The sequence below is a fragment of the Micromonospora sp. NBRC 110038 genome (genome assembly GCF_020884815.1).
GTDB lineage: Bacteria > Actinomycetota > Actinomycetes > Mycobacteriales > Micromonosporaceae > Micromonospora > Micromonospora haikouensis.
Genome location: NZ_BBOL01000001.1, coordinates 1,652,608 through 1,672,308, shown reverse-complemented (window position 1 = coordinate 1,672,308; position 19,701 = coordinate 1,652,608). Strand labels below are relative to the sequence as shown.

Genomic DNA, 19,701 nt, shown 5'->3' with positions numbered 1-19,701 from the left:
GTGGCGGTCAGGGGCGGCGGGACGCGACGGCGTGCAGGGTGGTCAGGGCCGCGGCGAGGACCACCAGCGCGGGCCCGAGGGCTTCGACCGAGGTGTACGCGACCAGCGCGCCGATGCCGCTGGGCACCAGCGCCCCGCCCAGCCCGGCCGCCGCGATCTGCACGCCGATGGTGCGGTCGGCGTGCGCGGCGCCGACCCGCTCGGCGGTGCCCAGGGTGAGCAGCGGGAACACGGGCGCGGCGGCGAAGCCCAGCACCAGCAGGCCGGCCACGGCCACCCAGGCCGGCGCGGGCAGGGCGATCAGCACCGCGCCGGCGACCATGCCGAGCAGGCTGGCGCGCAGCACCCGCCCGGTGCCGAGACGCTCGGCGACGAAGCCCTGCACCACCCGCCCGAGAAACAGGCTCCCCCAGTACCCGGAGACGCAGACTCCGGCCACCCCGGCGGCCAGCCCCCGCCCCTCGGTGAGCAGCAGGAACGCCCACAGGCCGGCGGCGATCTCGATGGCGACGTACACGGCGAACGCGAGGGAGCCCAGCCAGACGGCCGGCAGGCGCAGCGTGTCGCGTACCCGGACGGGGTCGGTGGTGGGCAGCGGGGCCGGGCCGGCGGCGGACGGGGCCGGGACGGACCGGTCGGCCCAGGCCCGCACGGTGAGGGCGAAGGCGGTGCCGAGGGTGAGCTGGGCGGCGGCGACGGTGCCGTAGCCCCAGCGCCAGGAGAGGCCGGCGCTGAGCACGGCGGTCATGATCAGTGGGCCGATGGCGACGCCGAGGCCGAAGAAGGCGTGCATCCAGTTCATGTGGCGGGGGCCGAACGCGTTGGCCGCGTACGCGTTGAGCCCGGAGTCGATCGCCCCCGAGCCGAGCCCGAGCAGCAGCGCGCAGCCGGTCGTGACGGCGAGCCCCGGGCTGGACGCGTACCCGGTGAGCGCGAGGCTGGCCAGCAGGGTGCTGCCGGCGAGCAGCCGGCCGACGCCGAGCCGGGCCAGGGAGAAACCGGCCAGCACGCTGGCGGTGAGGTATCCGGTGGTCCCGGCGGTCAGCATCAGCCCGACGGCCTCGGTGGGCACGTCGAAGTCCGCCCGCATGGACGGCCAGCCGACGCCGAGCAGTCCGTCGGGCAGACCGAGGCTGACGAAGGCGAGGTAGGCGAGCAGGAGCAGGGCGGGACGGGGCGACGCGGGGGTGGACACGATCGACCATCCTGCCCCACCCCGGCGAGAGCAACCAACGACTTCCCGCGCCTCCCCCGAAACGCCAAAAAGCGCGGTACGTCCGGCCGAAAACCCGGACAGGTCATCCAGAATCGTCCGATCGGGTGACGGCGATCCCGGCGCGTCGCGCAAGACTTTCCGAATGCAACAGGGCTCCGGCTTCCTCACCGTTCGTCAGCGTCGCCTCGCCTGGCTCGGCTTCCTCCTCGCCGCCGTCCAGGCGCCGGTCGCCGCCAAGTTCGCCACCGACGACTCGTGGCTGTTCAGCCTCTGCGTCGCCCTGATGGTCGCCACAGTGATCATCGCCGACGACGCCTCCCGGCGTCGCCCGGCGAACGCACGCTCCTCCGACTAGCGCGGCGGCGACGCGCCGGCCCGCTCGCCGGACCACCAGGTCGGTCACCGAAGGTAACGGCGGCGGCGGCAACACCGCGGACCGGTCGGCACCTCACGCTGGGTCACACCCCATCCAGCCTGCGCCACCAGTACCCCGCCCTTTGCTCTGCACCCACCCACGCAACACCCGGCCCGAGCTGGGGATATCCGAGATCCCGCCGGGCGAAGGCCGCCGCGTGCGGTTGCGCTGAGTGAACCGTTGCGTATCCGGGTGCAGAGCAAAGGGGTTCACCGGGGCCCTGCCGACCCCGCCCTTGGGGACAACGCAGGGTGACGACTCGGCGGGCGTACACGAGCGCAGGCCGCAGGCGGACGGCCCGGCGTCCGTCGCCGGGCCCGGTGTCACTCGCCGGCCGGGCGCGCCTCGTGGCCGGGGCGGCCCCGGGTGCGCCGCCGCTCCTTCATCTCCGCCTCGTACAGGTGCCGCCGGCCGGCGACCAGCTCGTCGCGGGCCTCCCGGTCGAGGTCCCGGAACAGCGCGTAGTAGCCGTCGTCGAAGTCCTCGACGATCTGGAAGGTCCACCGGCCGGCGATCACGTTGCGCCCGAGCAGGTCGGTGGCGATCCGGTCGGCGATCACGTCGTGCCCTGCGGCGCGGAACTTCTCGACGGCGTCGTCGAGCATCAGGTCCGCGTGGCCGACGAGCTGGTGCAGCGTGTAGAGGTGCCCGCGCGCCCGCTCGACGGTCTCCAGCGCCTCGCCGAGCTTGCCCAGCGCCTCGACGGTGTCGTCGCCGACCCCGGCGGGGCGGCGGTGCCGCTCGTCGGGCTGGTCCTGCTGTCCCATTGCGTTCCTCCAGGGTGCCGGTCGCGTCGGTGTCGACCCGTTCTCCCTTCTGCCCCGCGCCGGCCGGGTCAATCCCGGCGGCCGGGGTGTCGGCCGACCGGTGGAGGACCCGGGACCGGCCGAGCGGCGGAGGCGCGCGCGGTTACCGGCCGGTTAGCCTCGGTCCTCATGCGTGTGCCGTCGAACCGGGCCACGGGCCGCTCCGCCGTGGACTCCGCCAGCTCCGCCCTCGCCGTGCTGACGGTCTCGATCGGCACCGCCGGGCTCGCCGCCGCCGCCACCTGCCCCGGGTTGCTGGCCGAGGTCGACCAGCACGCCGCCGCAGTCCGGGACGCCCTGGGCGGCGACCGCCGGCCGCTGACCCCCGCCGCGCTCGCCGGCTACGCCGAGGGCGTCCGCGACGCGGCGCGCGAGCACGGCTGGCAGCCGCCCACCCGCTCGGCGGACTTCGCCGAAGCCGACTGGCTGCTCACCCGCCTGCTCGCGGTCTGCGCCCTGGCCCGTTCCCTGGGCACCCACCCGGCCCCGCTGCCGACGCTCTGACCACACCCGGGACGCGGGCCGCATCCGAGAACGGAGGGGACCCGTGCGGGCCCCCTCCGTCTCGTGCTACCCCCGGTCAGCTACCCGGGCGGCCGAACTGCTGGGTCTCGTCGCCCGGCATGTTGCCGGAGCGGTACGTCCCCTGCCCGCCGCGGGCGCCGGTCATCGACCCCTCGGGCATGGCCCGGGCGCGCTCGGCGCCCCGGTCGGCCATCCGCCGCTCGACGTCGCCCCGGCCGGTGGCCTGCGCCTGGCGGTGCTCCCGCAGCGCCCGGGACTCCTCGGCGGCCCGGTCGAGCCACCCCTCCCAGCGGTTCTGCATCGGCCGCACCAGGCCGCCGCCGACGCCGACGATCAGGATGCCGGCCACCGTGGCGAGCACCGCGATCAGCACCGGCGTGGTGACCGTGGTGGCGATGCCCACCTGGTTGAGCGCGGCGATGACACCGAGCGCCAGGATGAAGATCGCCGTCACGTCGGCCAGCACCCGGCCGTAGGACAGGCCGCCCAGGAAGCCGGTGACCAGGTCCCGCACCGCGTTGGCGATCGCGGCGGCCACCACCACGATGACGATCGCGATGAACGCCCGGGGCAGCCACGAGACCACGCCCCGGATCAGGTCGCTGATCGCGTTCGGCCCCCACACCCCGAAGGCGAACTGCAGGGTGAACAGCAGCACGGCGTAGTACGCCAGTTTCGCCAGGATGTCGCTGGCGTCGTACTTGGTGCGTTCCAGCGCGCGCCGGACCCCACCCCGTTCGACCGCACGGTCGAACCCCACCCGTTCCAGTGCCGCGTCCACGATCTTGAGGACCGCTTTGGCGATGAGCCACCCCACCACGAGGATCACGATGAACGCGATCGCCCTCGGGACGAAGAGCAGCACCGACCTCCACATATCGGTCAGGGCCGTACCGATGTCTACCTGCCCGACCGCGAGGGTTTTCTGCATGGTGTCCCTCCTGTCGCATGGACTTCGGCGCGCGCATACCCGCCTCGGTGCGCCGCACGCCGCGCGACGCGTACCGAATTTCCCGACATCGCCGCCCAGAGCGGCCCTGACCTGCGCTGACGGGCACCGGCCTCCGGCCCCGGGCGGCCGGTCGACGCGGGTCGGCCCCGCGATCGGGCCGTGGGCGGGGCGCTCCGGCTAGGCTGCGGACATGCCAGGCACGGTCGGGCGAGTCCCCACGCCAGCAACGCCCGCCGCGGAGGCGTCCGCCTCCGACGCCGCGGGCGTCGTCACCGGCCGCTCCCGGGCCGCGACGACTGCCGGCCCGCCCCAGCACTGGGACCCGTTGGTACGCGGCGCGGCCGAGCTGATCCTCGCCTCGCCGGTGCCGATGGCGCTGGCCCTCGGCGACGATCTCCTGCTGTTCTACAACGACGCGTACGCGACCCTCATCGGCGACCGCCACCCCGACGCGGCGGGCCGGCCGGCCGGCGAGGTCTTCGCCGACGTGTGGGGCGAGCCGGGCGTCGGCGACGCGTACGAGCGCGCCTACCGGCAGGGCGAGTCGTCGCTGGAGCGGGAGGCGGTGCTCCCGTACGACCGGCAGCACCCCGACGCCCGGGGGCAGGCGGTGTTCACCCGGGGCCACTCCCCGGTGCGCGACAGCGCGGGGCGGATCGTCGGGGTGTTGACCGTGACCGCCGAGACCAGCCAGGTCACCGAGCAGTTGCAGAGCCTCAGCGACGTGGCCGCCGCGCTGGCCGGCACGCTCACCCTGGACGACGTGGCCAGGGTTTCCCTGCGTTACCTGCTCACCGCGTTCGACACCGACCGGGTCACCTTCGGCGTCGACGACGGGGCGGGGTGGCGCACGGTGCGGCGGGTCCGCGGCGAGCTGCTGGACGAGGCCGACGAGCGGCTGCCCCCGCTGTGGCGGCGCTCGCCCGCCGACTCCACCGGGCCGCTGATCGTCGCCGCGCGCAGCGGGGTCGCCCAGTTCGTCTCCGACGGGCAGCCGCTGCGGGACATCGCGGTGGACCGGCACGACCAGAAGGTGCGGGCCCTGGCCGCCCAGCCGTTGCGCACGTCGGCGCTGCGCGGCGGGCTCACCGTCGGATACCACGCGGCGCGCGCCTGGTCGGCCGCCGAGCGGGCCCTGCTGGCCGCCTCGGCCGAGCTGATCGGCCAGGCCGCCGAGCGCGCCCGCCGGTTCGAGACCCAACACGGCACCGCCCAGCTGCTGCAACGCAGCATGCTGCCGGAGCACCTGCCGGACCTGCCCCGACTGCGGATCGCCGCCCGCTACGACGCCGGTGTCGACGGCAACGCCGCCGGTGGCGACTTCTACGACGCGTTCCTGCTGCCCAGCGGCGAGCTGGGCGTCGTCCTCGGCGACGTGGCGGGGCACGACGTGCAGGCGGCGGCCCGGATGGGCCAGGTCCGCGCGGCGCTGCGCGCGCTGGCCCTGAGCGACCCCCGGCCCGACGCCGTGCTCGCCGGGCTGGACCGCCTCGTGGGCAGCCTCGGCGCCGAGACGGGCAGCCAGGAGCTGTTCGTGACGGTGGTGTTCGGGGTGGTCGACGCGCAGCGGGAGCGGCTCACGCTGGCCAGCGCCGGGCACCCCGCGCCGCTGGTGCGCCGGGGCGGGCCCGGCGGGGAGCCCGTGGCGGAATACCTGGACGTGCCGCCCGGCGCCCCGCTCGGGCTAGGCTGCGCCCCGTGCACCACCACCGTCCGCTTCGCCCCCGGCGACACCCTGCTGTTGTTCAGCGACGGCGTGGTCGAGCGGCGGCGGCAGAGCCTCGTCGCGGGGCTGGACAGCCTGGCCGCCGCCGTGGCGGGGGCGGCCAGCGGCGATCCCCGGGCCCTGTGCGCGGTGGCGACGGCGGCCGTGGCCGGGGCCACGGAGGACGACGTGGCGGTGCTGGCGGTGGAGCACGCGCTGATCCCCAGCCGCTCGGCGAGCATGGAGGTGCCGGCGGAGCCGACCGCGCCGAGCCGGGTGCGGCACTGGATGACCGCCCAGCTCACCGACTGGCAGGTGCCCGAGGCGGTGGTCGGCGCCGCGGTGCTGTGCACCAGCGAGCTGACGACCAACGCGCTGCTGCACGCCGGCACCGCCGCCCGCGTCGAGATCGACCTCAGCCCGGAGCGGCTGTTGGTGTCGGTGGCCGACTCGGGCACCCGGGGCACCGTGACCCGGGCCCGCACCGACACGTTGAGCAGCCGGGGCCGAGGTCTCGGCCTGATCGAGCAGCTCAGCGACGCCTGGGGCACCGACCCGACGGTCCGTGGCTCGACGGTCTGGTTCGAGATCCTCATCCCAACCGGGCAACGGGACGTCCCGGCCGGGTAGGGCGGGCCCCGACCGGGTAGGAGGGCACGCATGGCCACCGACAATCAGCGCGGCGTCCTCTTCGACGTCGACGGCACCCTGGTCGACACCACCTATCTGCACACGGTGAGCTGGTGGGAGGCGCTGCGGCAGGCCGACCAGCCGGTGCCGATGGCGACCATCCACCGCGCCATCGGGATGGGCTCCGACAAGCTCCTGGACCACCTGCTCGGCCCGGAACGGGACCGCGCCGCCGACGGGAAGCTGCGCGACGCCCACGACAGCCTCTACGGCGAGTACTGGGAGCGGCTGGTCCCGCTGCCCCGCGCCGCCGACCTGCTGCGCGCCTGCGCCGCCCGAGGGCTGCGGGTGGTGCTCGCCACCTCGGCCGCCGCGCACGAGGTGGGGGCGCTGCGCCGGGCGCTAGACGCCGACGACGCGATCACGACGGTCACCTGCGCGGCGGACGCCGAGCAGAGCAAGCCCGCCCCGGACATCCTGGTGGCCGCGCTGGAGCAGTCCGGCCTGGACGCGTCCCGGGTGGTCTTCGTCGGCGACTCGGTCTGGGACGTCGCCGCCGCCGGCAAGCTGGACATCCCGTGCGTGGGGTTGACCTGCGGCGGGACCAGCCGGGGCGAGCTGGCCGGGGCGGGCGCGGTGGCCGTCTACGACGACCCGGCCGCCCTGCTGGAGGCCCTGGCGGACTCCCCGCTCGCGGCACCGCGCTGACCGCCGCGAGCGGGGAGCGCGGCACCGCGCGGGGCTGACCCCCGGGGGGTGCCCAGCGGTCAGCCCTGGCGTGGCGCGGCGCATCGATTGCGGCGGGCACGCTTACGGCGGCCGTCCACGGGGCAAGGTCCGTCACCACTCGCCCGCATCTCGCGGACGGGGCGGAAGGGTGGTGCCGTGGAGCCGGTAGACGTCGCGTTCGCGGTGGTGGGGCTGGGTGCCCTGCTCGCCGGGATCCTCCCGCGGGTGCTGGAGCGCCGGCCCCTGTCGATGCCGATCGCGTTCCTCGGCCTGGGCATGCTGATCTTCATCCTGCCGACCGGGCTGCCCGACCCGGATCCGCTGGAGCACTCCGAGATCGCCACCCACCTCACCGAGATCGGCGTGATCGTGGCCCTGATGGGCGCGGGGCTGAAGATCGACCGCCCGCTGAGCTGGGCCAGATGGTCGTCCACCTGGCGGCTGCTGGCGATCGCGATGCCGCTGTGCATCGCGGCGGTGGCGCTGCTGGGCTGGTGGTGGGCGGGGCTGGTGCCGGCCGCCGCGCTGCTGCTCGGCGCGGCGCTCGCCCCGACCGACCCGGTGCTCGCCTCCGACGTGCAGGTCGGCGAGCCGACCGACGTGGAGGACTCCGAGGACGAGGTGCGGTTCGCGCTGACCAGCGAGGCCGGCCTCAACGACGGCCTGGCCTTCCCCTTCGTGTACGCGGCCGTCGCCATCGCCACCGCCGGGCTCGCCCCGCGCGAGTGGTTCGTCGACTGGTTCACCGTCGACGTGCTCTACAAGCTGGCCGTCGGCGTCGGCGGGGGCCTGGCGGTCGGCTGGCTGCTCGGCAAGCTGTTCTTCCGGGCCCCGAGTCAGTTGCGGCTGGCCCGCCACGCCGAGGGGTTCCTGGCGCTGGCCGCGACGTTCCTGGCGTACGGGCTGGTGGAGGTCGTGGGCGGCTACGGCTTCCTGGCCGTGTTCGTGGCGGCGCGGGCGATCCGGGCGGCCGAGCGCACCCACGAGTTCCACTCGGTGCTGCACGACTTCGCCGAGCAGGTCGAGCGGCTGCTGACCGTCCTGTTGCTGCTGCTGTTCGGCGGCGCGGTGGTCGGCGGGCTGCTCGCTCCGCTGACCTGGCCGGCGGCGCTGGTCGGGCTGGCGCTGGTCTTCGTGGTCCGGCCGCTGGTCGCCTGGTTGTCGCTGCGCGGCGCGCCGGGCCGGCCGGCGGAGCACTGGGTGATCTCCCTGTTCGGCATCCGGGGCGTGGGCTCGTTCTACTACCTGGCGTACGCGACGACGAAGGCCGACTTCCCGCAGGCGGAGCTGCTGTGGGCGACAGTGGGCCTGGTGGTGGTCGTGTCGGTGGTGGTGCACGGGGTGGCCGCCACCCCGGTCATGCAGCTCCTCGACCACGAGGGCGAACGCACCGGCTCCCCCACCTCCCGCGATCTTGCACTGACGGCCCGGGAATAACGGGCATAAGCCCCGCTCCAGGGGCCGCAACTGCAAGATCGCCGAGGGTGGGTGGGGGTCCGGGGGGGTCAGGGGGTCAGGCGGGCGGCCAGGGCCCGGCCGAGGTCGTGGCCGGAGCGCCAGGCGCTCTGGATGCGGGGCTCACCGAAGGCGTCCCCGGCCAGGCCGATGCCGTCGGCGTCGAGGTGGTACGTGCCGTCGCCGGCCCGGTCGACGGGCTTCGCGTACGTCCAGCGGTGCACGTGCACGTGCTCGGCGCGGTCGGGCAGGCCGAGCAGGTCGCGGACGGCCTCCTCGATGGCCCGTGCGGCCCCGGTGGGCTGGGCGAGGTGCCCGGCGGCGAACTCGGGGGTGGTGTGCGCGACCAGCACCGGGGCGCGGTCGCCGCGCCGGTCGCCGTCGTCGCAGACGAGGTTGAGCAGCGGGTGGTCGTTGACGAACGCGCCCCGGAAGTCGGGCCAGGACCGGGTGGGGAAGCGCAGCACCCCGCTGAGCGTCGGCGACCACCGCTGCGCCTGCACGGCGGCGGTGGCCGCCTCCAGCGCCGGGTCGAGCAGCAGGGCCGCCTGGGGGCCGGGCACGGCCAGCGCCACGGCGGCGCAGGGCTCCCCGTCGACGGTCGGTCCCGGCTCGACGCCGAGCACCAGCCGGTCGACGACGACGGGCAGGTCGGCGGCCAGGTGCTCGACCAGGGAACGCAGCCCGCGCGGGGCGGCCCAGCGCATCGGCCCGGGGACCTCCCGCCGGCCGGCGGCGGAGTAGGCGACGAAGGTGTCGGTCCATTCCCGGGCCAGCCCGGCGGCCGCCCAGCCGCGTACCACCTCGGCGAAGCCGGGGTCGCTGACGGTGAAGTACGCCGCGCCGAGGTCCGCCGGTCGCCCGTCGAACCTCTTGCTGGCCATCCGGCCGCCCGGCACCCGGCCGCGCTCGCGGACCTGGACGGGGATCCCCGCCCGGTGCAGCTCGGCGGCGCAGGCCACCCCGGCGATGCCCGCTCCGACCACCACGACGCGCGCCCGGTCCACTCCCATCCGTTGATCGTAGGGGGTGGGGCGGCCCGGCGGTCTGGCAAGCTCGTGGGGTGACCGACGACCTGGATCGGGCGCTCGCCGGGGTCGGGCCCCGGCTGCGGGCGCTGCGCCGGCAGCGCGAGACGACGCTGGCCGAGTTGTCGGCGGCGACCGGCATCTCGGTGAGCACCCTGTCCCGGCTGGAGTCCGGTGCCCGCCGGCCGACCCTGGAGCAGTTGCTCCCCCTGGCGCGGGCGCACGGGGTGACGCTCGACGACCTGGTGGGCGCCCCGCCGACCGGGGACCCGCGCATCCACCTGCGCCCCGTCACCCGGCACGGCATGATCATGTTGCCGCTGACCCGCCGGGCGGGCGGCATCCAGGCGTACAAGCTGGTGATCCCGGCGGGCGGTGGGCGGCGGGAGCCGGATCCGCAGACCCACGAGGGCTACGAGTGGCTGTACGTGCTCAACGGCCGGCTGCGGATGGTGCTGGGCGAGCGGGACCTGGTCCTCTCCCCCGGCGAGGCGGCCGAGTTCGACACCCGCGTCCCGCACTGGTTCGGGGCCGCCGACGCCGGGTCGGTGGAGTTCCTCAGCCTGTTCGGCAGCCAGGGCGAGCGGGCCCACCTGCGCGCCCGCCCGAAGGCGTGACCCGGAAACCGATCGAACAACGTCACAGGGTCTTCACATGCTGGCAATGGACGCGTACCTTGTCGAGAAAGCGTGGGAGCGCTTCCACGCATAAACATCGATCCGTGGAGGACGACGCCCATGCGAAGCAGACCGGCGCTCGCGGCCGTGGCCGCCAGCGCGACCGCACTCACCGCCGCCACCGTCGCGGTCGGCCTGCTCGGGGCCACCCCGGCCGCCGCCGCCGACTCCGCGTTCTACGTCGACCCGCAGGCCAGCGCCGCCCGCTGGGTCGCCGCCAACCCCGGCGACTCGCGGGCCGCCGTGATCCGGGACCGGATCGCCAGCGTGCCGCAGGGCCGCTGGTTCACCACCACCAACACCTCGACCGTACGGTCCGAGGTGGACCAGTTCGTCGGTGCCGCCGCCGCAGCCGGGAAGATCCCGATCCTGGTGGTCTACAACATCCCCAACCGCGACTGCAGCGGCGCCAGCACCGGGGGCGCGCCCAACCACACCGCCTACCGGCAGTGGGTGGACCAGGTCGCCGCCGGCCTGGCCGGACGGCCCGCCACGATCGTGCTGGAGCCCGACGTCCTGCCGATCATGACGAGCTGCCAGAACTCCAGCCAGCAGGCCGAGACGCGGGCGTCGATGGCGTACGCCGGCAAGAAGCTCAAGTCGGGCTCGTCCCAGGCGAAGGTCTACTTCGACGCGGGGCACTCGGCGTGGCTGGCCCCCGCCGAGATCGCGTCCCGGCTCAACGGGGCGGACATCGCCAACAGCGCCGACGGCATCTCGCTCAACGTGTCGAACTACCGCACCACCGCCGAGTCCGTCTCGTACGCCAAGCAGGTCATCGCCGCCACCGGCGTGTCCCGGCTGAAGGCCGTGATCGACACCAGCCGCAACGGCAACGGCCCGGCCGGCTCCGAGTGGTGCGACCCGCCGGGGCGGGCGATCGGCACGCCGAGCACCACCGCGACCGGCGACTCGGCGATCGACGCGTTCCTGTGGGTGAAGCTGCCCGGCGAGGCCGACGGCTGCATCGCCGCGGCCGGCCAGTTCGTCCCGCAGCGGGCCTACGACCTGGCGATCGCCGCCGGCCCGCTCCCGACGACCGCCCCGCCGACGACCGCCCCGCCCACCACCGCGCCCCCGACCACCGCGCCCCCGACCACCGCGCCGCCGACGACGAACCCCCCGGCCGGCGGGTGCACGGTCACCTTCACCCCGAACACGTGGGCCGGCGGGTTCACCGCCGAGCTGCGGATCACCAACGGCGGAGGCGCGCTCAACGCCTGGTCGCTCAGCTTCGGCTTCCCGGCCAGCGCCGGGGTGCGGCTGTCCAGCGGCTGGAACGGCGAATGGAGCCAGAGCGGCGACACGCTCCTCGTCCGCAACGTGGCCTGGAACGGGAGCCTGCCGGCCAACGGCACGGTGAGCGTCGGGTTCCAGGGCACCTTCTCCGGGTCCTCGCTGCCCGCCCCCAGCGGCTTCACCCTCAACGGCTCCCGCTGCAACTGAGCAAGGAAAAGGGACCCCTCTTGACGCCTCCGGTATGGAGGGGTCCCCTTCTCAGCACCACCACCACCGGGCCCCGGCCGCCGCGCGAGAAGCGCGGGGCCGGGGCCCGGACCCGTCGGACGGGCGGGCGACGCCGGTCAGGCGCCCTGGCCCTGGTTCTGCATGAGCCCGCCGTCCATGAAGTACGTCGACCCGGTCACGTAGTCGGCGTCGTCGCTGGCCAGGAAGACGGCCAGCCGGCCGATCTCCTCGGGTTCGGCGGCCCGCTTCCAGGGAATCGACTGCACCTGCTCCTCCAGGTAGGCCGGGTCGTCGATGGCCTTCTGGTTGAACGGGGTGAGCACCATCCCCGGCCCGATGTTGTTGACGTTGAGGTGCATCGGGGCGACCTCCAGCGCGAGGCTCTTGGCGAACTCCAGCAGCGCCCCCTTGCTGGTGTCGTAGTCCGAGCCGCCGGCGCGGGCCACCTCCTGGTGGATCGACGAGATGTTGATGATCTTCCCGTGGCCGCCCTGGTCGCGGCGGTGCTGGACGAACCGCCGGGAGCAGAAGAACGCCCCGTACACGTTGGTCCGGATCGCCCGGTCCCACGTCTCGGTGTCCAGGTCCGCCACGGGGACGCCGGAGGCGTCGACCCCGGCGTCGTTGATCAGCACGTCGAGACTGCCGAACTCGGCGATGGCCGCATCGAACATCGCCTCGACGTCCTGCTCGTCGGTGATGTCGCAGCGCATCACCACCGCCCGCCGGCCGGCCCGCTCCACCCGGTCCCGGGTGTGCTCGGCCCCCTGCCGGTCGTGCAGGTAGTGCACCACCACGTCGGCGCCCTCGCGGGCGAACTCGATGGCGCTGGCCTGCCCGATCCCCGAGTCCGAGCCGGTGATCAGGGCCGTCCTCCCGTCGAGCCGTCCGGTCATCAGCGTGCTCCCTCCGGTCGTGCCGTGCCCGTCGGCACGGTCTGGCGCGGGCGGTCCGCACCCGTTGCACGTCGCCGCCCATCGGCGTCGACGTCGGCGTCGGCTTGTTTCCGGCCGGCGGTCGCCTCCGTCAGGTGCCCAGCGGCGTTGATCAGGCCGATGTGCGAGAACGCCTGCGGGAAGTTGCCGAGCTGCTCCCCGGTGGCCTGGTCGATCTGCTCGGCGAACAGGCCCAGGTCGTTGACCCGGCCGGCGAGGGACTCGAACAGCCGCTCGGCCCGGTCCACCTCCCCGGCCAGGGCCAGGCAGCCCACCAGCCAGAACGAGCAGATGACGAAGCCCGCCGGGTCGCCGTCCCACCGCCGCAGCAGGCCGTCGTGGGACAGCCGGGCCTCGACGACGTCGATGGTGGCGCGCATCCGGGGGTCGTCGGCGGGCAGGAACCCCACCAGCGGCATGAGCAGCACCGAGGCGTCCAGGTCGGGGGAGTCGAAAGCCCCGGTGTACGCGCCGACGCGCTCGTTCCACCCCCGCCGCAGCACCGCCGCGCGGACGGCGTCGCGGGCGGCCGCCCAGCGGGCCACGTCGGCGGCGTCGCCGAGGCGGGGCCCGAAGCGCACCGCCCGGTCCAGGGCGGTCCAGCACTGCACCTTCGACGACACGTAGTGCCGCTCGGCGTCGCGGGCCTCCCACATCCCGGCGTCGGGGCGGTGCCAGTCGGCGACCGCCTGGTCGGCCAGGGCGCGCAGGAGCTGGTGCACCTCCGGGTCCATCGGGTCGAGGTAGTGGCGCATCAGCCACGCCGCGTCGAGGATCTCCCCGAGCACGTCGGTCTGCCGCTGCCGCCACGCGTCGTTGCCGACGAAGACGGGCCGGCTGTCGGCGTACCCGGCGAGGTGGTCGAGGGGGTGCTCGGTGAGGTCCCGCTCCCCCTCGACGCCGTACATGATGGGCACCGGCTGGTTGCCGATGCGGCCCATCGCCCGCGCCACCCAGGCGAACTGCCGGTTGGCCTCGTCGGGGCAGGCCGCCCGCCACAGCGCCCGCAGGGTCAGGCTGAAGTCCCGCACCCAGACGAAGCGGTAGTCGTAGTTGCGGTCCCCGCCCAGCGCCTCCGGCAACGAGGTGGTCGCCGCCGCGACGATCGCGCCGCTGGGCTGGTACGTCATGCCCTGCACGACCAACGCGCTGCGCCGCACCGGCTCCGGCCAGCGGCCCTGGTACGGGTGCAGCCCCGCCCACGAGCGCCAGCCGGCCGCTGCCTCCGCCACCGTCGCCGCCGCCTCCGGCGTCACCGGGTCCCCGCCGTCGTACGTCGGCGCGTACCCCAGGGTGAAGCCGTAGGACTCGCCGGCCCGGACGGTGAACGTGGCGGTGGCCTCGCTCTCGCCGCAGGTCAGCGGCACGTCGCCGCGCAGCCGCAGCTTCGCCGCCCCGGCGGTGGCGTCGAGCCCCCCGGGGTGCGCGACCAGGTACGCGGCGACCCGGCCGTACTCGAAGCGGGGCCGGTAGGTCAGCCGCACCGGCACCGCGCCGGAGACGCCCTCCACTAGCCGGGCGAGGACGCGCGGCGAACGCCGGCCGATGTCGTGGCCGCGCGCGCCGGGCTCCAGCGCGAGCGCGTCCGTCACCGCGACCGACCCGCCGTCGGTGGTGAAGACGGTACGCAGCACCAGCGTGTCGTCCAGGTAGGAGCGTTCGCTGGTGAACCCGGCCTCGGCGGGGCTGATCGACCAGTGCCCCGCGTCGTCGTCGAGCAGCCGGCCGAAGACCGACGGGGCGTCGAACCGCGCCGGGCACCACCAGTTGACCGAGCCGGCCCGGTCGACCAGGGCCGCGCTGCGGCCGTCGGCCAGGAAGCCGTGTTCGCTGATCCGTCCGCTGTCCACGCCGGTGCCTACCCGGCCGGGCCGAGCAGCATTCGCCGGGGACGGCGACGTTACCGCTCGCCGGCCGGGGGAAGGCGGGTGGTCGACGAAGGAGGACACCATGACCAGACCCACGACTTCGACTGCGGCCTGGCAACCCGGAATGCCGGGCGCGAACAACCTCCCGTACGGCCCGGCGGGCCGACCCGCCGCGCCCGCTGGCGACGGCCACGGCCCGCAGGTGGGCGCGCCGACGGTGACGATCGGGTCGTACCCGGACTATCCGTCCGCCCAGCGGGTGGTGGACTATCTGGCCGACAACCGGTTCCCGGTGGAGCACACCGCCATCGTGGGGACGAACCTGACCCTCGTCGAGACGGTGCTCGGCCGGCTGACCACGGGCCGCGCGGCCCTGATCGGCGCCGGCACGGGCGCCTGGTTCGGCCTGTTCATCGGCCTGCTGTTCGGCATCTTCACCGCCGGTAGCTGGATCGCGGTGATCCTGGTCGGGCTGGTGATCGGCGCGATCTGGGGGGCCGTGTTCGGCGCGGTGGCGCACGCGATGAGCGGGGGCCAGCGGGACTTCACCTCGGCGAGTTCGCTGCGCGCCGCCCAGTACGCGGTCACCGTCGACGCCGGCGTGGCCGACCAGGCCCGGCAGCTGCTCGGCCGGATGCACATGACGCCGACGGGCGCGACCGCCCGCTGAGCGGTGACCTGACCGCCCACCGGCGGCCCCGGGGACTCCCCCGGGGCCGCCCGGCGTGCCGGGGGCGGGCCGTCGTCCGGGGGCCAGCCGCCCCGCCCCGCGGCCCGGCGTCCACCCCGCCAGGCCGGTGTCCGGTGCGGGGCCGGCATCCGGTGCGGGGCCGGCATCCGGGGCCAGGCCGGCATCCGGGGCCAGGCCGGCATCCGGCAGGCCGCCCCGCCCGAGATCGACTCCATGTCGGCGACATGGCGGTATCCGGGCGGCCGGGATACCCCCATGTCGCCGACATGACGCGCCGGCCCGGGGCGGGGCGGGGCGGGCCGGGGCGGGCCGGGGCACGCCAGGTCGGGGAGCCGGGTCAGCCGGCGCGCCTCGCCCGCTCGACGGAACCCGCCCGCGCGACGAAGCCGCGCCACGCGGCGGGCGCGAAGGTGAGCGTCGCGCCGGCCCGGTCCTTGCTGTCCCGCACCAGCACCACGCCGGGCAGGTTGTCGGCGACCTCGACGCAGTTTCCGCCGTTGCCGCTGCTGCGGGTGCTCGTGCGCCACCGCGCGCCAGTCAGGTCCATGCTTTCGCCATCTCCCCGAGTAGGTCGGCCGATTGCCAGTGGGAGAGCGCCTCGCCGCGCACGTTCTCCCAGACGGTCAGCAGGGCCGCGACGTCCTCCGGGTCGGTGACGAGCTGCCCGTCGAGCTGAGTGTCCACATAGCCCGCCGTGCGCAGCTCCGGCCCCACCGCGAGCACGAACGGACCGTTGAGCCCAGCGTACGCGCCGACCGTCGCCGGCACGACGTGCACGCGGACGTGCGGGGCCGCGCAGGCCGTCACCAGGGCCTCCAGTTGCCCGCGCATGACCTCCGGGCCGCCGACCGGGCGGCGCAGCGCCCCCTCGTCGATGACCGCCGTGAGGCGGGGCGGGTCGTCGCGGCGCAGGATGTCCTGGCGGGCCAGCCGGTTGGCGAGGTGCTGCTCGACGTCGCCCGGGGCGATCAGGCCCGCGCCGCCGAGCACCGCGCGGGCGTAGCCCTCCGTCTGGAGCAGGCCCGGCACCACCATCGACTCGTACGACCGCAGCGACACCGCCTCCCGCTCCATCTCCTGCCACGGCCGGAACCACGCCATGGGGTAGCGACGTCTCGACGTGTCCGGCCAGATGTCCCGGATGGGCTGCCCGAGCGCCTCGGCCGCCGCCACCCGGTGCCGGGCGTGGGGTATGCGGTCCTCGTTCAGCCAGCGGGCGACCGTCTTGCGGTCGACGCCCAGCCGGGCGGCGAGTGACTCGATCGAGTGCCCGCTGTCGCGCAGGGCGAGGCGCAACGCATCGTTCATGGTCTCCCCCGTGGTCGTGTGGGATGTCTGCGCACCATAGCCAGCACGGGCTGTTCCTGTCCGCTTACACACGGCAAGTTGGGGTGTCGAAGGGCGCGGATCGACGGGACCGGGAGCCGCCATGACACACCACACAGGACGCGAGCCGGGGTCGATCGCGCCAGAGCGGCTCGACGCGGAGAAGCCAGAACGGCGCGACGCGGGGGAGGCGACGTCTGCGGTGCGCCCCGCCGACGTGCCGGTCGACCTGGAGCTGCACTGCGCGGGGCGGCCCGCCTGGCGGTGCGTGCACGACGGCGAGCCGTTCCCCTGCCCGACCTGGCGGGCCCTGCCCCTGGACGACAGCCTGCGCGCCGTCCTGCTGGCGGCGTTCACCCTGTTCCTCCGCCCGGCGATCCGCGACCTGCGGGGCCAGCCCGACGGGCCGACCCCGCCGGAGATCGTCCGACGCTTCCTGTGGTTCCTGCCGGTCACCGACGAGGAGGCGCGCGCCGTCGCGCTGCGGTACCGCTGATGCCGCGCCCGCGCCCCCACCTGCCGGTACGCCCCGTGTGGCTGTGCGGGCGCTGCGGCGCCCCGTGGCCCTGCGGCGCGGCCCGGCTGTCGCTGCTGTCCGAATACCGGGGCGACCGCACCTCGCTGCTGGTCTACCTCGCGGTGCTGCGGGAGGAGGCGAGGGAGCACCTGACCGCCCTGCACCCGACCACCCCGCCCGGCGACCTGGCCGACCGCTTCCTCACCTGGGCCCGCGCCCGCCCCTGACCGATCCTGGCCCGCCCCGGCGATGATCGACTCCATGTCGGCGACATGGCGGCATCCGGACCCCCGGGACACCCCCACCCGCCCGGCATGAGCCGGCCACCCGCCCAGCCCACCCCCGGCGGGACGGCCCCGGGCGGGTCGGTCAGGGGTCGGTGGCCAGGCGGGCGTGCAGGTGCTCGTCGTGGCGGCGGCCGTCGCCGTAGCGGTGCGACTCGCGCAGGGTGCCTTCGAGGGGGTAGCCCGCCCGTTCGGCGACCCGGCAGGAGGCGGGGTTGGCCACCGCGTGGAACAGCTCGACGCGGTGCAGGCCGAGCATGGCGAAGCCCCAGCCGGTGAGCCGCCGGACGGCGGCGGTGGCCACGCCCCGCCCCCGGGCGGCGGGGACGGTCCAGTAGCCGATGTTGGCGTGACCGCCGCCGATGCCGCTCAGCGACACCGAGCCGAGCAGCGCGGTGTCGCCGGGGTCGGCGACGGCGAGGGAGGCGTGGTCCCCGGCGGACCAGTCGGCCCGGCGGCGTACCCACTCGCGCGCCCGCGCCTCGTCCATGTCGCCCTGCGGGTTCCAGGTCGTCACGGCCGGGTCGCGCAGGGCGGCCAGCACGGCGGGGGCGTCGGCCGCGCGCCAGGGGCGCAGCAGCACCCCGGGGGCGGCCAGGCGTACGTCGTCCATGGTCCAGCAGTCTGTCAGCCGCCGCCCGGGGCCGCCCGGCGTTTCTCATTCAAATCCGAAGCGAAGCGCCGTAGGCACGGAAAGTAGCACAGCTCACCCCCACTCCTGGGCACTTGTCAAAATTTGAAAGAGTGCTACTGTTGCGGCATGACGGAGAGCCTGGACAGCGAGCGGATGGCCTGCTGGCGGGCCTACATCGAGTCGAGCCAGCGGCTGTTCACCCAGCTCGAGGACGACCTGCGGGCCGACAGCGAGCTGAGCTTCGCCGACTACCACGTGCTGGTGCTGCTCTCCGAGGCGCCGGGGCAGCGGCTGCGCATGGGCGAGCTGGCCGGTCGACTGGTCTTCTCGCCCAGCCGGCTGACGTACCAGATCACCACCATGCAGAAGCGCGGCCTGGTGGCCCGGCAGTCGTGCGCCGAGGACGGGCGCGGCAGCGAGGCGGTGCTCACCGCCGCCGGGCTGCTGGCGCTGCGCGAGGCCGCGCCGCACCACCTGCGCTCCGTGCGCGCCCACCTGATGGACGACCTCGACGACGCCGAGGTCGCCTGCCTGACCCGGGTCTTCGAACGCCTCGGCCGGCGGCTGCGCGCCGACCGCGACGCCTCGTCCACCCCCAGCGAGTAAAGGAGTTCGAGATGCCCGCCATCACGGTCGACGACGTTCTCGTCCTGCCCCGCCTGCCCCGGCTCGACGAGTCCACCCGCTACCGCCCGGTCCGCAAGCTGACCACCGCCCCCAGCGGCTACGAGGGCGAGGGCTTCCCCGTCCGCCGGGCCTTCGCCGGGGTGCCGATGCACGAGCTGGACCCGTTCATCCACCTCGACCAGATGGGCGAGGTCGACTACGCCCCGGGCGAGCCGAAGGGCACCCCGTGGCACCCGCACCGGGGCTTCGAGACGGTGACCTACATGATCGACGGGATCATGGACCACCAGGACACGCTCGGCGGCGGCGGCACGATCACCGACGGCGACACCCAGTGGATGACGGCCGGCAGCGGCCTGCTGCACATCGAGGCCCCGCCGGAGCACCTGGTGGTCAGCGGCGGCCTGTTCCACGGCCTCCAGCTCTGGGTCAACCTGCCGAAGGTGGCGAAGATGAAGCCGCCGCGCTACCAGGACATCCGCGGCAAGGAGTCGGCGCTGCTCACCACGCCGGACGGCGGGGCGCTGATCCGGGTCATCGCCGGTGAGGTCGCCGGGCACCAGGGGCCGGGCTCGACGCACACCCCGATCACCATCGCCCACGTGACGGTGCAGCCCGGGGCCGAGCTGAGCCTGCCCTGGCGGGCCGACTTCAACGCCCTGGTCTACGTGCTCGCCGGGCGCGGCACGGTCGGCACCGAGCGCAGGCCGTTCCACACCGGGCAGCTCGCCGTCCACGGTCCGGGCGACGCGCTGCGGGTGACCGCCGACGCGACGCAGGACTCGAACGCCCCCGCCCTGGAGCTCTACATCATGGGCGGGCAGCCCATCCGGGAGCCCGTGGCCCATTACGGGCCGTTCGTGATGAACACCCGGGACGAGCTGATCCAGGCGTTCGAGGACTTCCAGGCCGGGCGGCTCGGGGTGGTCCCGGCCGAGCGGCTGCCGCACACCGGCGGGCAGGGCGAGCGCCCCTGACGCGGGCCGTGCCGGGCGTCACCGGGGTTGTCCCCGGTGACGCCCGTCGGCGTACCCGAAATGGCTGCCGGTCAGGAGACCGCGAAGATCCCCGCCACCCCCAGCAGCACCATCACCAACACGGCGACGAGCGCCCCCCGCTCACCCTCCACCGGCTGTTCGTGCTGCTCGGTCATGACATCGGTCGGCTCGGCGGGCATCGTGCGGCCTCCTCGGTGTGCGCTTCGCTATCTCGGA

Annotated in this window: 20 protein-coding genes and 1 pseudogene; 12 read left to right on the top strand and 9 right to left on the bottom strand. The window is 74.9% G+C overall.

The annotated features are described in order from the left end of the window. Positions 1-7: 7 nt before the first annotated feature. Positions 8-1,195, bottom strand: a complete 1,188-nt coding sequence (locus LPU61_RS06495) for a sugar MFS transporter (protein ID WP_229404408.1) — start codon at positions 1,193-1,195, stop codon at positions 8-10. A gap of 163 nt (positions 1,196-1,358) precedes the next feature. Between LPU61_RS06495 and LPU61_RS06490 the strand changes: the two genes are divergently transcribed. Beyond that, on the top strand, positions 1,359-1,571 hold the full coding sequence (locus tag LPU61_RS06490) for a hypothetical protein (RefSeq protein WP_043962874.1): 213 nt from the start codon (positions 1,359-1,361) through the stop codon (positions 1,569-1,571). Positions 1,572-1,954: 383 nt separating this feature from the next. Here the strand turns inward: LPU61_RS06490 and LPU61_RS06485 are convergent, their stop codons facing one another. Beyond that, positions 1,955-2,398 (bottom strand): hypothetical protein, encoded by a 444-nt coding sequence (locus LPU61_RS06485; protein WP_229404407.1) that lies wholly within the window; start codon positions 2,396-2,398, stop codon positions 1,955-1,957. A gap of 168 nt (positions 2,399-2,566) precedes the next feature. On the opposite strand from LPU61_RS06485, the gene LPU61_RS06480 reads away from it, so the two are divergent. After that, positions 2,567-2,941, top strand: coding sequence for a DUF6401 family natural product biosynthesis protein (locus tag LPU61_RS06480; RefSeq protein ID WP_043962872.1), 375 nt, complete (start codon positions 2,567-2,569; stop codon positions 2,939-2,941). A 76-nt stretch (positions 2,942-3,017) separates the two neighbouring features. On the opposite strand, the gene LPU61_RS06475 is transcribed toward LPU61_RS06480, so the two are convergent. Continuing rightward, on the bottom strand, positions 3,018-3,893 hold the full coding sequence (locus LPU61_RS06475) for a hypothetical protein (RefSeq protein WP_043962871.1): 876 nt from the start codon (positions 3,891-3,893) through the stop codon (positions 3,018-3,020). A 211-nt stretch (positions 3,894-4,104) separates the two neighbouring features. Between LPU61_RS06475 and LPU61_RS06470 the strand changes: the two genes are divergently transcribed. From LPU61_RS06470 to LPU61_RS06460, 3 genes are all read left to right on the top strand, one after another. Continuing rightward, positions 4,105-6,249 (top strand): SpoIIE family protein phosphatase, encoded by a 2,145-nt coding sequence (locus LPU61_RS06470; RefSeq protein WP_229404406.1) that lies wholly within the window; start codon positions 4,105-4,107, stop codon positions 6,247-6,249. A 30-nt stretch (positions 6,250-6,279) separates the two neighbouring features. Continuing rightward, positions 6,280-6,957, top strand: coding sequence for an HAD family hydrolase (locus LPU61_RS06465; protein WP_229404405.1), 678 nt, complete (start codon positions 6,280-6,282; stop codon positions 6,955-6,957). 177 nt (positions 6,958-7,134) lie between these two features. Then, the gene (locus LPU61_RS06460) at positions 7,135-8,415 is read left to right on the top strand and encodes a sodium:proton antiporter (RefSeq protein ID WP_229404404.1); all 1,281 of its coding nucleotides are present in this window, start codon (positions 7,135-7,137) and stop codon (positions 8,413-8,415) included. Between the two features lie 68 nt (positions 8,416-8,483). Here LPU61_RS06460 and LPU61_RS06455 read toward each other — a convergent pair whose 3' ends face one another. Then, the gene (locus tag LPU61_RS06455; RefSeq protein ID WP_229404403.1) at positions 8,484-9,446 is read right to left on the bottom strand and encodes an NAD(P)/FAD-dependent oxidoreductase; all 963 of its coding nucleotides are present in this window, start codon (positions 9,444-9,446) and stop codon (positions 8,484-8,486) included. A 50-nt stretch (positions 9,447-9,496) separates the two neighbouring features. On the opposite strand from LPU61_RS06455, the gene LPU61_RS06450 reads away from it, so the two are divergent. Continuing rightward, complete coding sequence (locus LPU61_RS06450; RefSeq protein WP_043962866.1) at positions 9,497-10,078, top strand: helix-turn-helix domain-containing protein; 582 nt, start codon at positions 9,497-9,499, stop codon at positions 10,076-10,078. A 120-nt stretch (positions 10,079-10,198) separates the two neighbouring features. After that, positions 10,199-11,584 (top strand): glycoside hydrolase family 6 protein, encoded by a 1,386-nt coding sequence (locus LPU61_RS06445; protein WP_229404402.1) that lies wholly within the window; start codon positions 10,199-10,201, stop codon positions 11,582-11,584. A 137-nt stretch (positions 11,585-11,721) separates the two neighbouring features. On the opposite strand, the gene LPU61_RS06440 is transcribed toward LPU61_RS06445, so the two are convergent. Together LPU61_RS06440 and LPU61_RS06435 are read right to left on the bottom strand one after the other, a co-directional pair. Next, a complete protein-coding gene (locus LPU61_RS06440) occupies positions 11,722-12,501 on the bottom strand; it encodes a glucose 1-dehydrogenase (RefSeq protein ID WP_229404401.1) in 780 nt (259 codons plus the stop codon). A 113-nt stretch (positions 12,502-12,614) separates the two neighbouring features. Beyond that, positions 12,615-14,390 (bottom strand): annotated as a pseudogene (locus LPU61_RS06435) (glycoside hydrolase family 15 protein); the annotation flags it as partial. A 220-nt stretch (positions 14,391-14,610) separates the two neighbouring features. On the opposite strand from LPU61_RS06435, the gene LPU61_RS06430 reads away from it, so the two are divergent. Further along, positions 14,611-15,078, top strand: coding sequence for a general stress protein (locus tag LPU61_RS06430; protein WP_374199625.1), 468 nt, complete (start codon positions 14,611-14,613; stop codon positions 15,076-15,078). 358 nt (positions 15,079-15,436) lie between these two features. Here LPU61_RS06430 and LPU61_RS06425 read toward each other — a convergent pair whose 3' ends face one another. Together LPU61_RS06425 and LPU61_RS06420 are read right to left on the bottom strand one after the other, a co-directional pair. After that, entirely contained in the window at positions 15,437-15,646 is a 210-nt protein-coding gene (locus LPU61_RS06425; protein WP_229404399.1) for a DUF397 domain-containing protein, read from the bottom strand. Continuing rightward, positions 15,637-16,407, bottom strand: a complete 771-nt coding sequence (locus LPU61_RS06420; protein WP_229404398.1) for a helix-turn-helix transcriptional regulator — start codon at positions 16,405-16,407, stop codon at positions 15,637-15,639. The genes LPU61_RS06425 and LPU61_RS06420 overlap by 10 nt, the downstream gene beginning before the upstream one ends. Positions 16,408-16,528: 121 nt before the next feature. Here LPU61_RS06420 and LPU61_RS06415 point away from each other — a divergent pair, with 121 nt between their 5' ends. Further along, positions 16,529-16,921, top strand: a complete 393-nt coding sequence (locus LPU61_RS06415; RefSeq protein WP_229404397.1) for a hypothetical protein — start codon at positions 16,529-16,531, stop codon at positions 16,919-16,921. Beyond that, the gene (locus tag LPU61_RS06410) at positions 16,921-17,169 is read left to right on the top strand and encodes a flavin reductase (protein WP_229404396.1); all 249 of its coding nucleotides are present in this window, start codon (positions 16,921-16,923) and stop codon (positions 17,167-17,169) included. The genes LPU61_RS06415 and LPU61_RS06410 overlap by 1 nt, the downstream gene beginning before the upstream one ends. Before the next feature lie 142 nt (positions 17,170-17,311). Here LPU61_RS06410 and LPU61_RS06405 read toward each other — a convergent pair whose 3' ends face one another. Beyond that, positions 17,312-17,839, bottom strand: coding sequence for a GNAT family N-acetyltransferase (locus tag LPU61_RS06405; protein WP_043962858.1), 528 nt, complete (start codon positions 17,837-17,839; stop codon positions 17,312-17,314). A gap of 147 nt (positions 17,840-17,986) precedes the next feature. Between LPU61_RS06405 and LPU61_RS06400 the strand changes: the two genes are divergently transcribed. After that, positions 17,987-18,466 carry a MarR family winged helix-turn-helix transcriptional regulator gene (locus tag LPU61_RS06400; protein ID WP_229404395.1) on the top strand — a complete coding sequence of 160 codons (480 nt, stop codon included), beginning with the start codon at positions 17,987-17,989 and terminating at the stop codon, positions 18,464-18,466. A gap of 11 nt (positions 18,467-18,477) precedes the next feature. Then, on the top strand, positions 18,478-19,464 hold the full coding sequence (locus LPU61_RS06395; protein WP_043962856.1) for a pirin family protein: 987 nt from the start codon (positions 18,478-18,480) through the stop codon (positions 19,462-19,464). Positions 19,465-19,701: the final 237 nt, after the last annotated feature.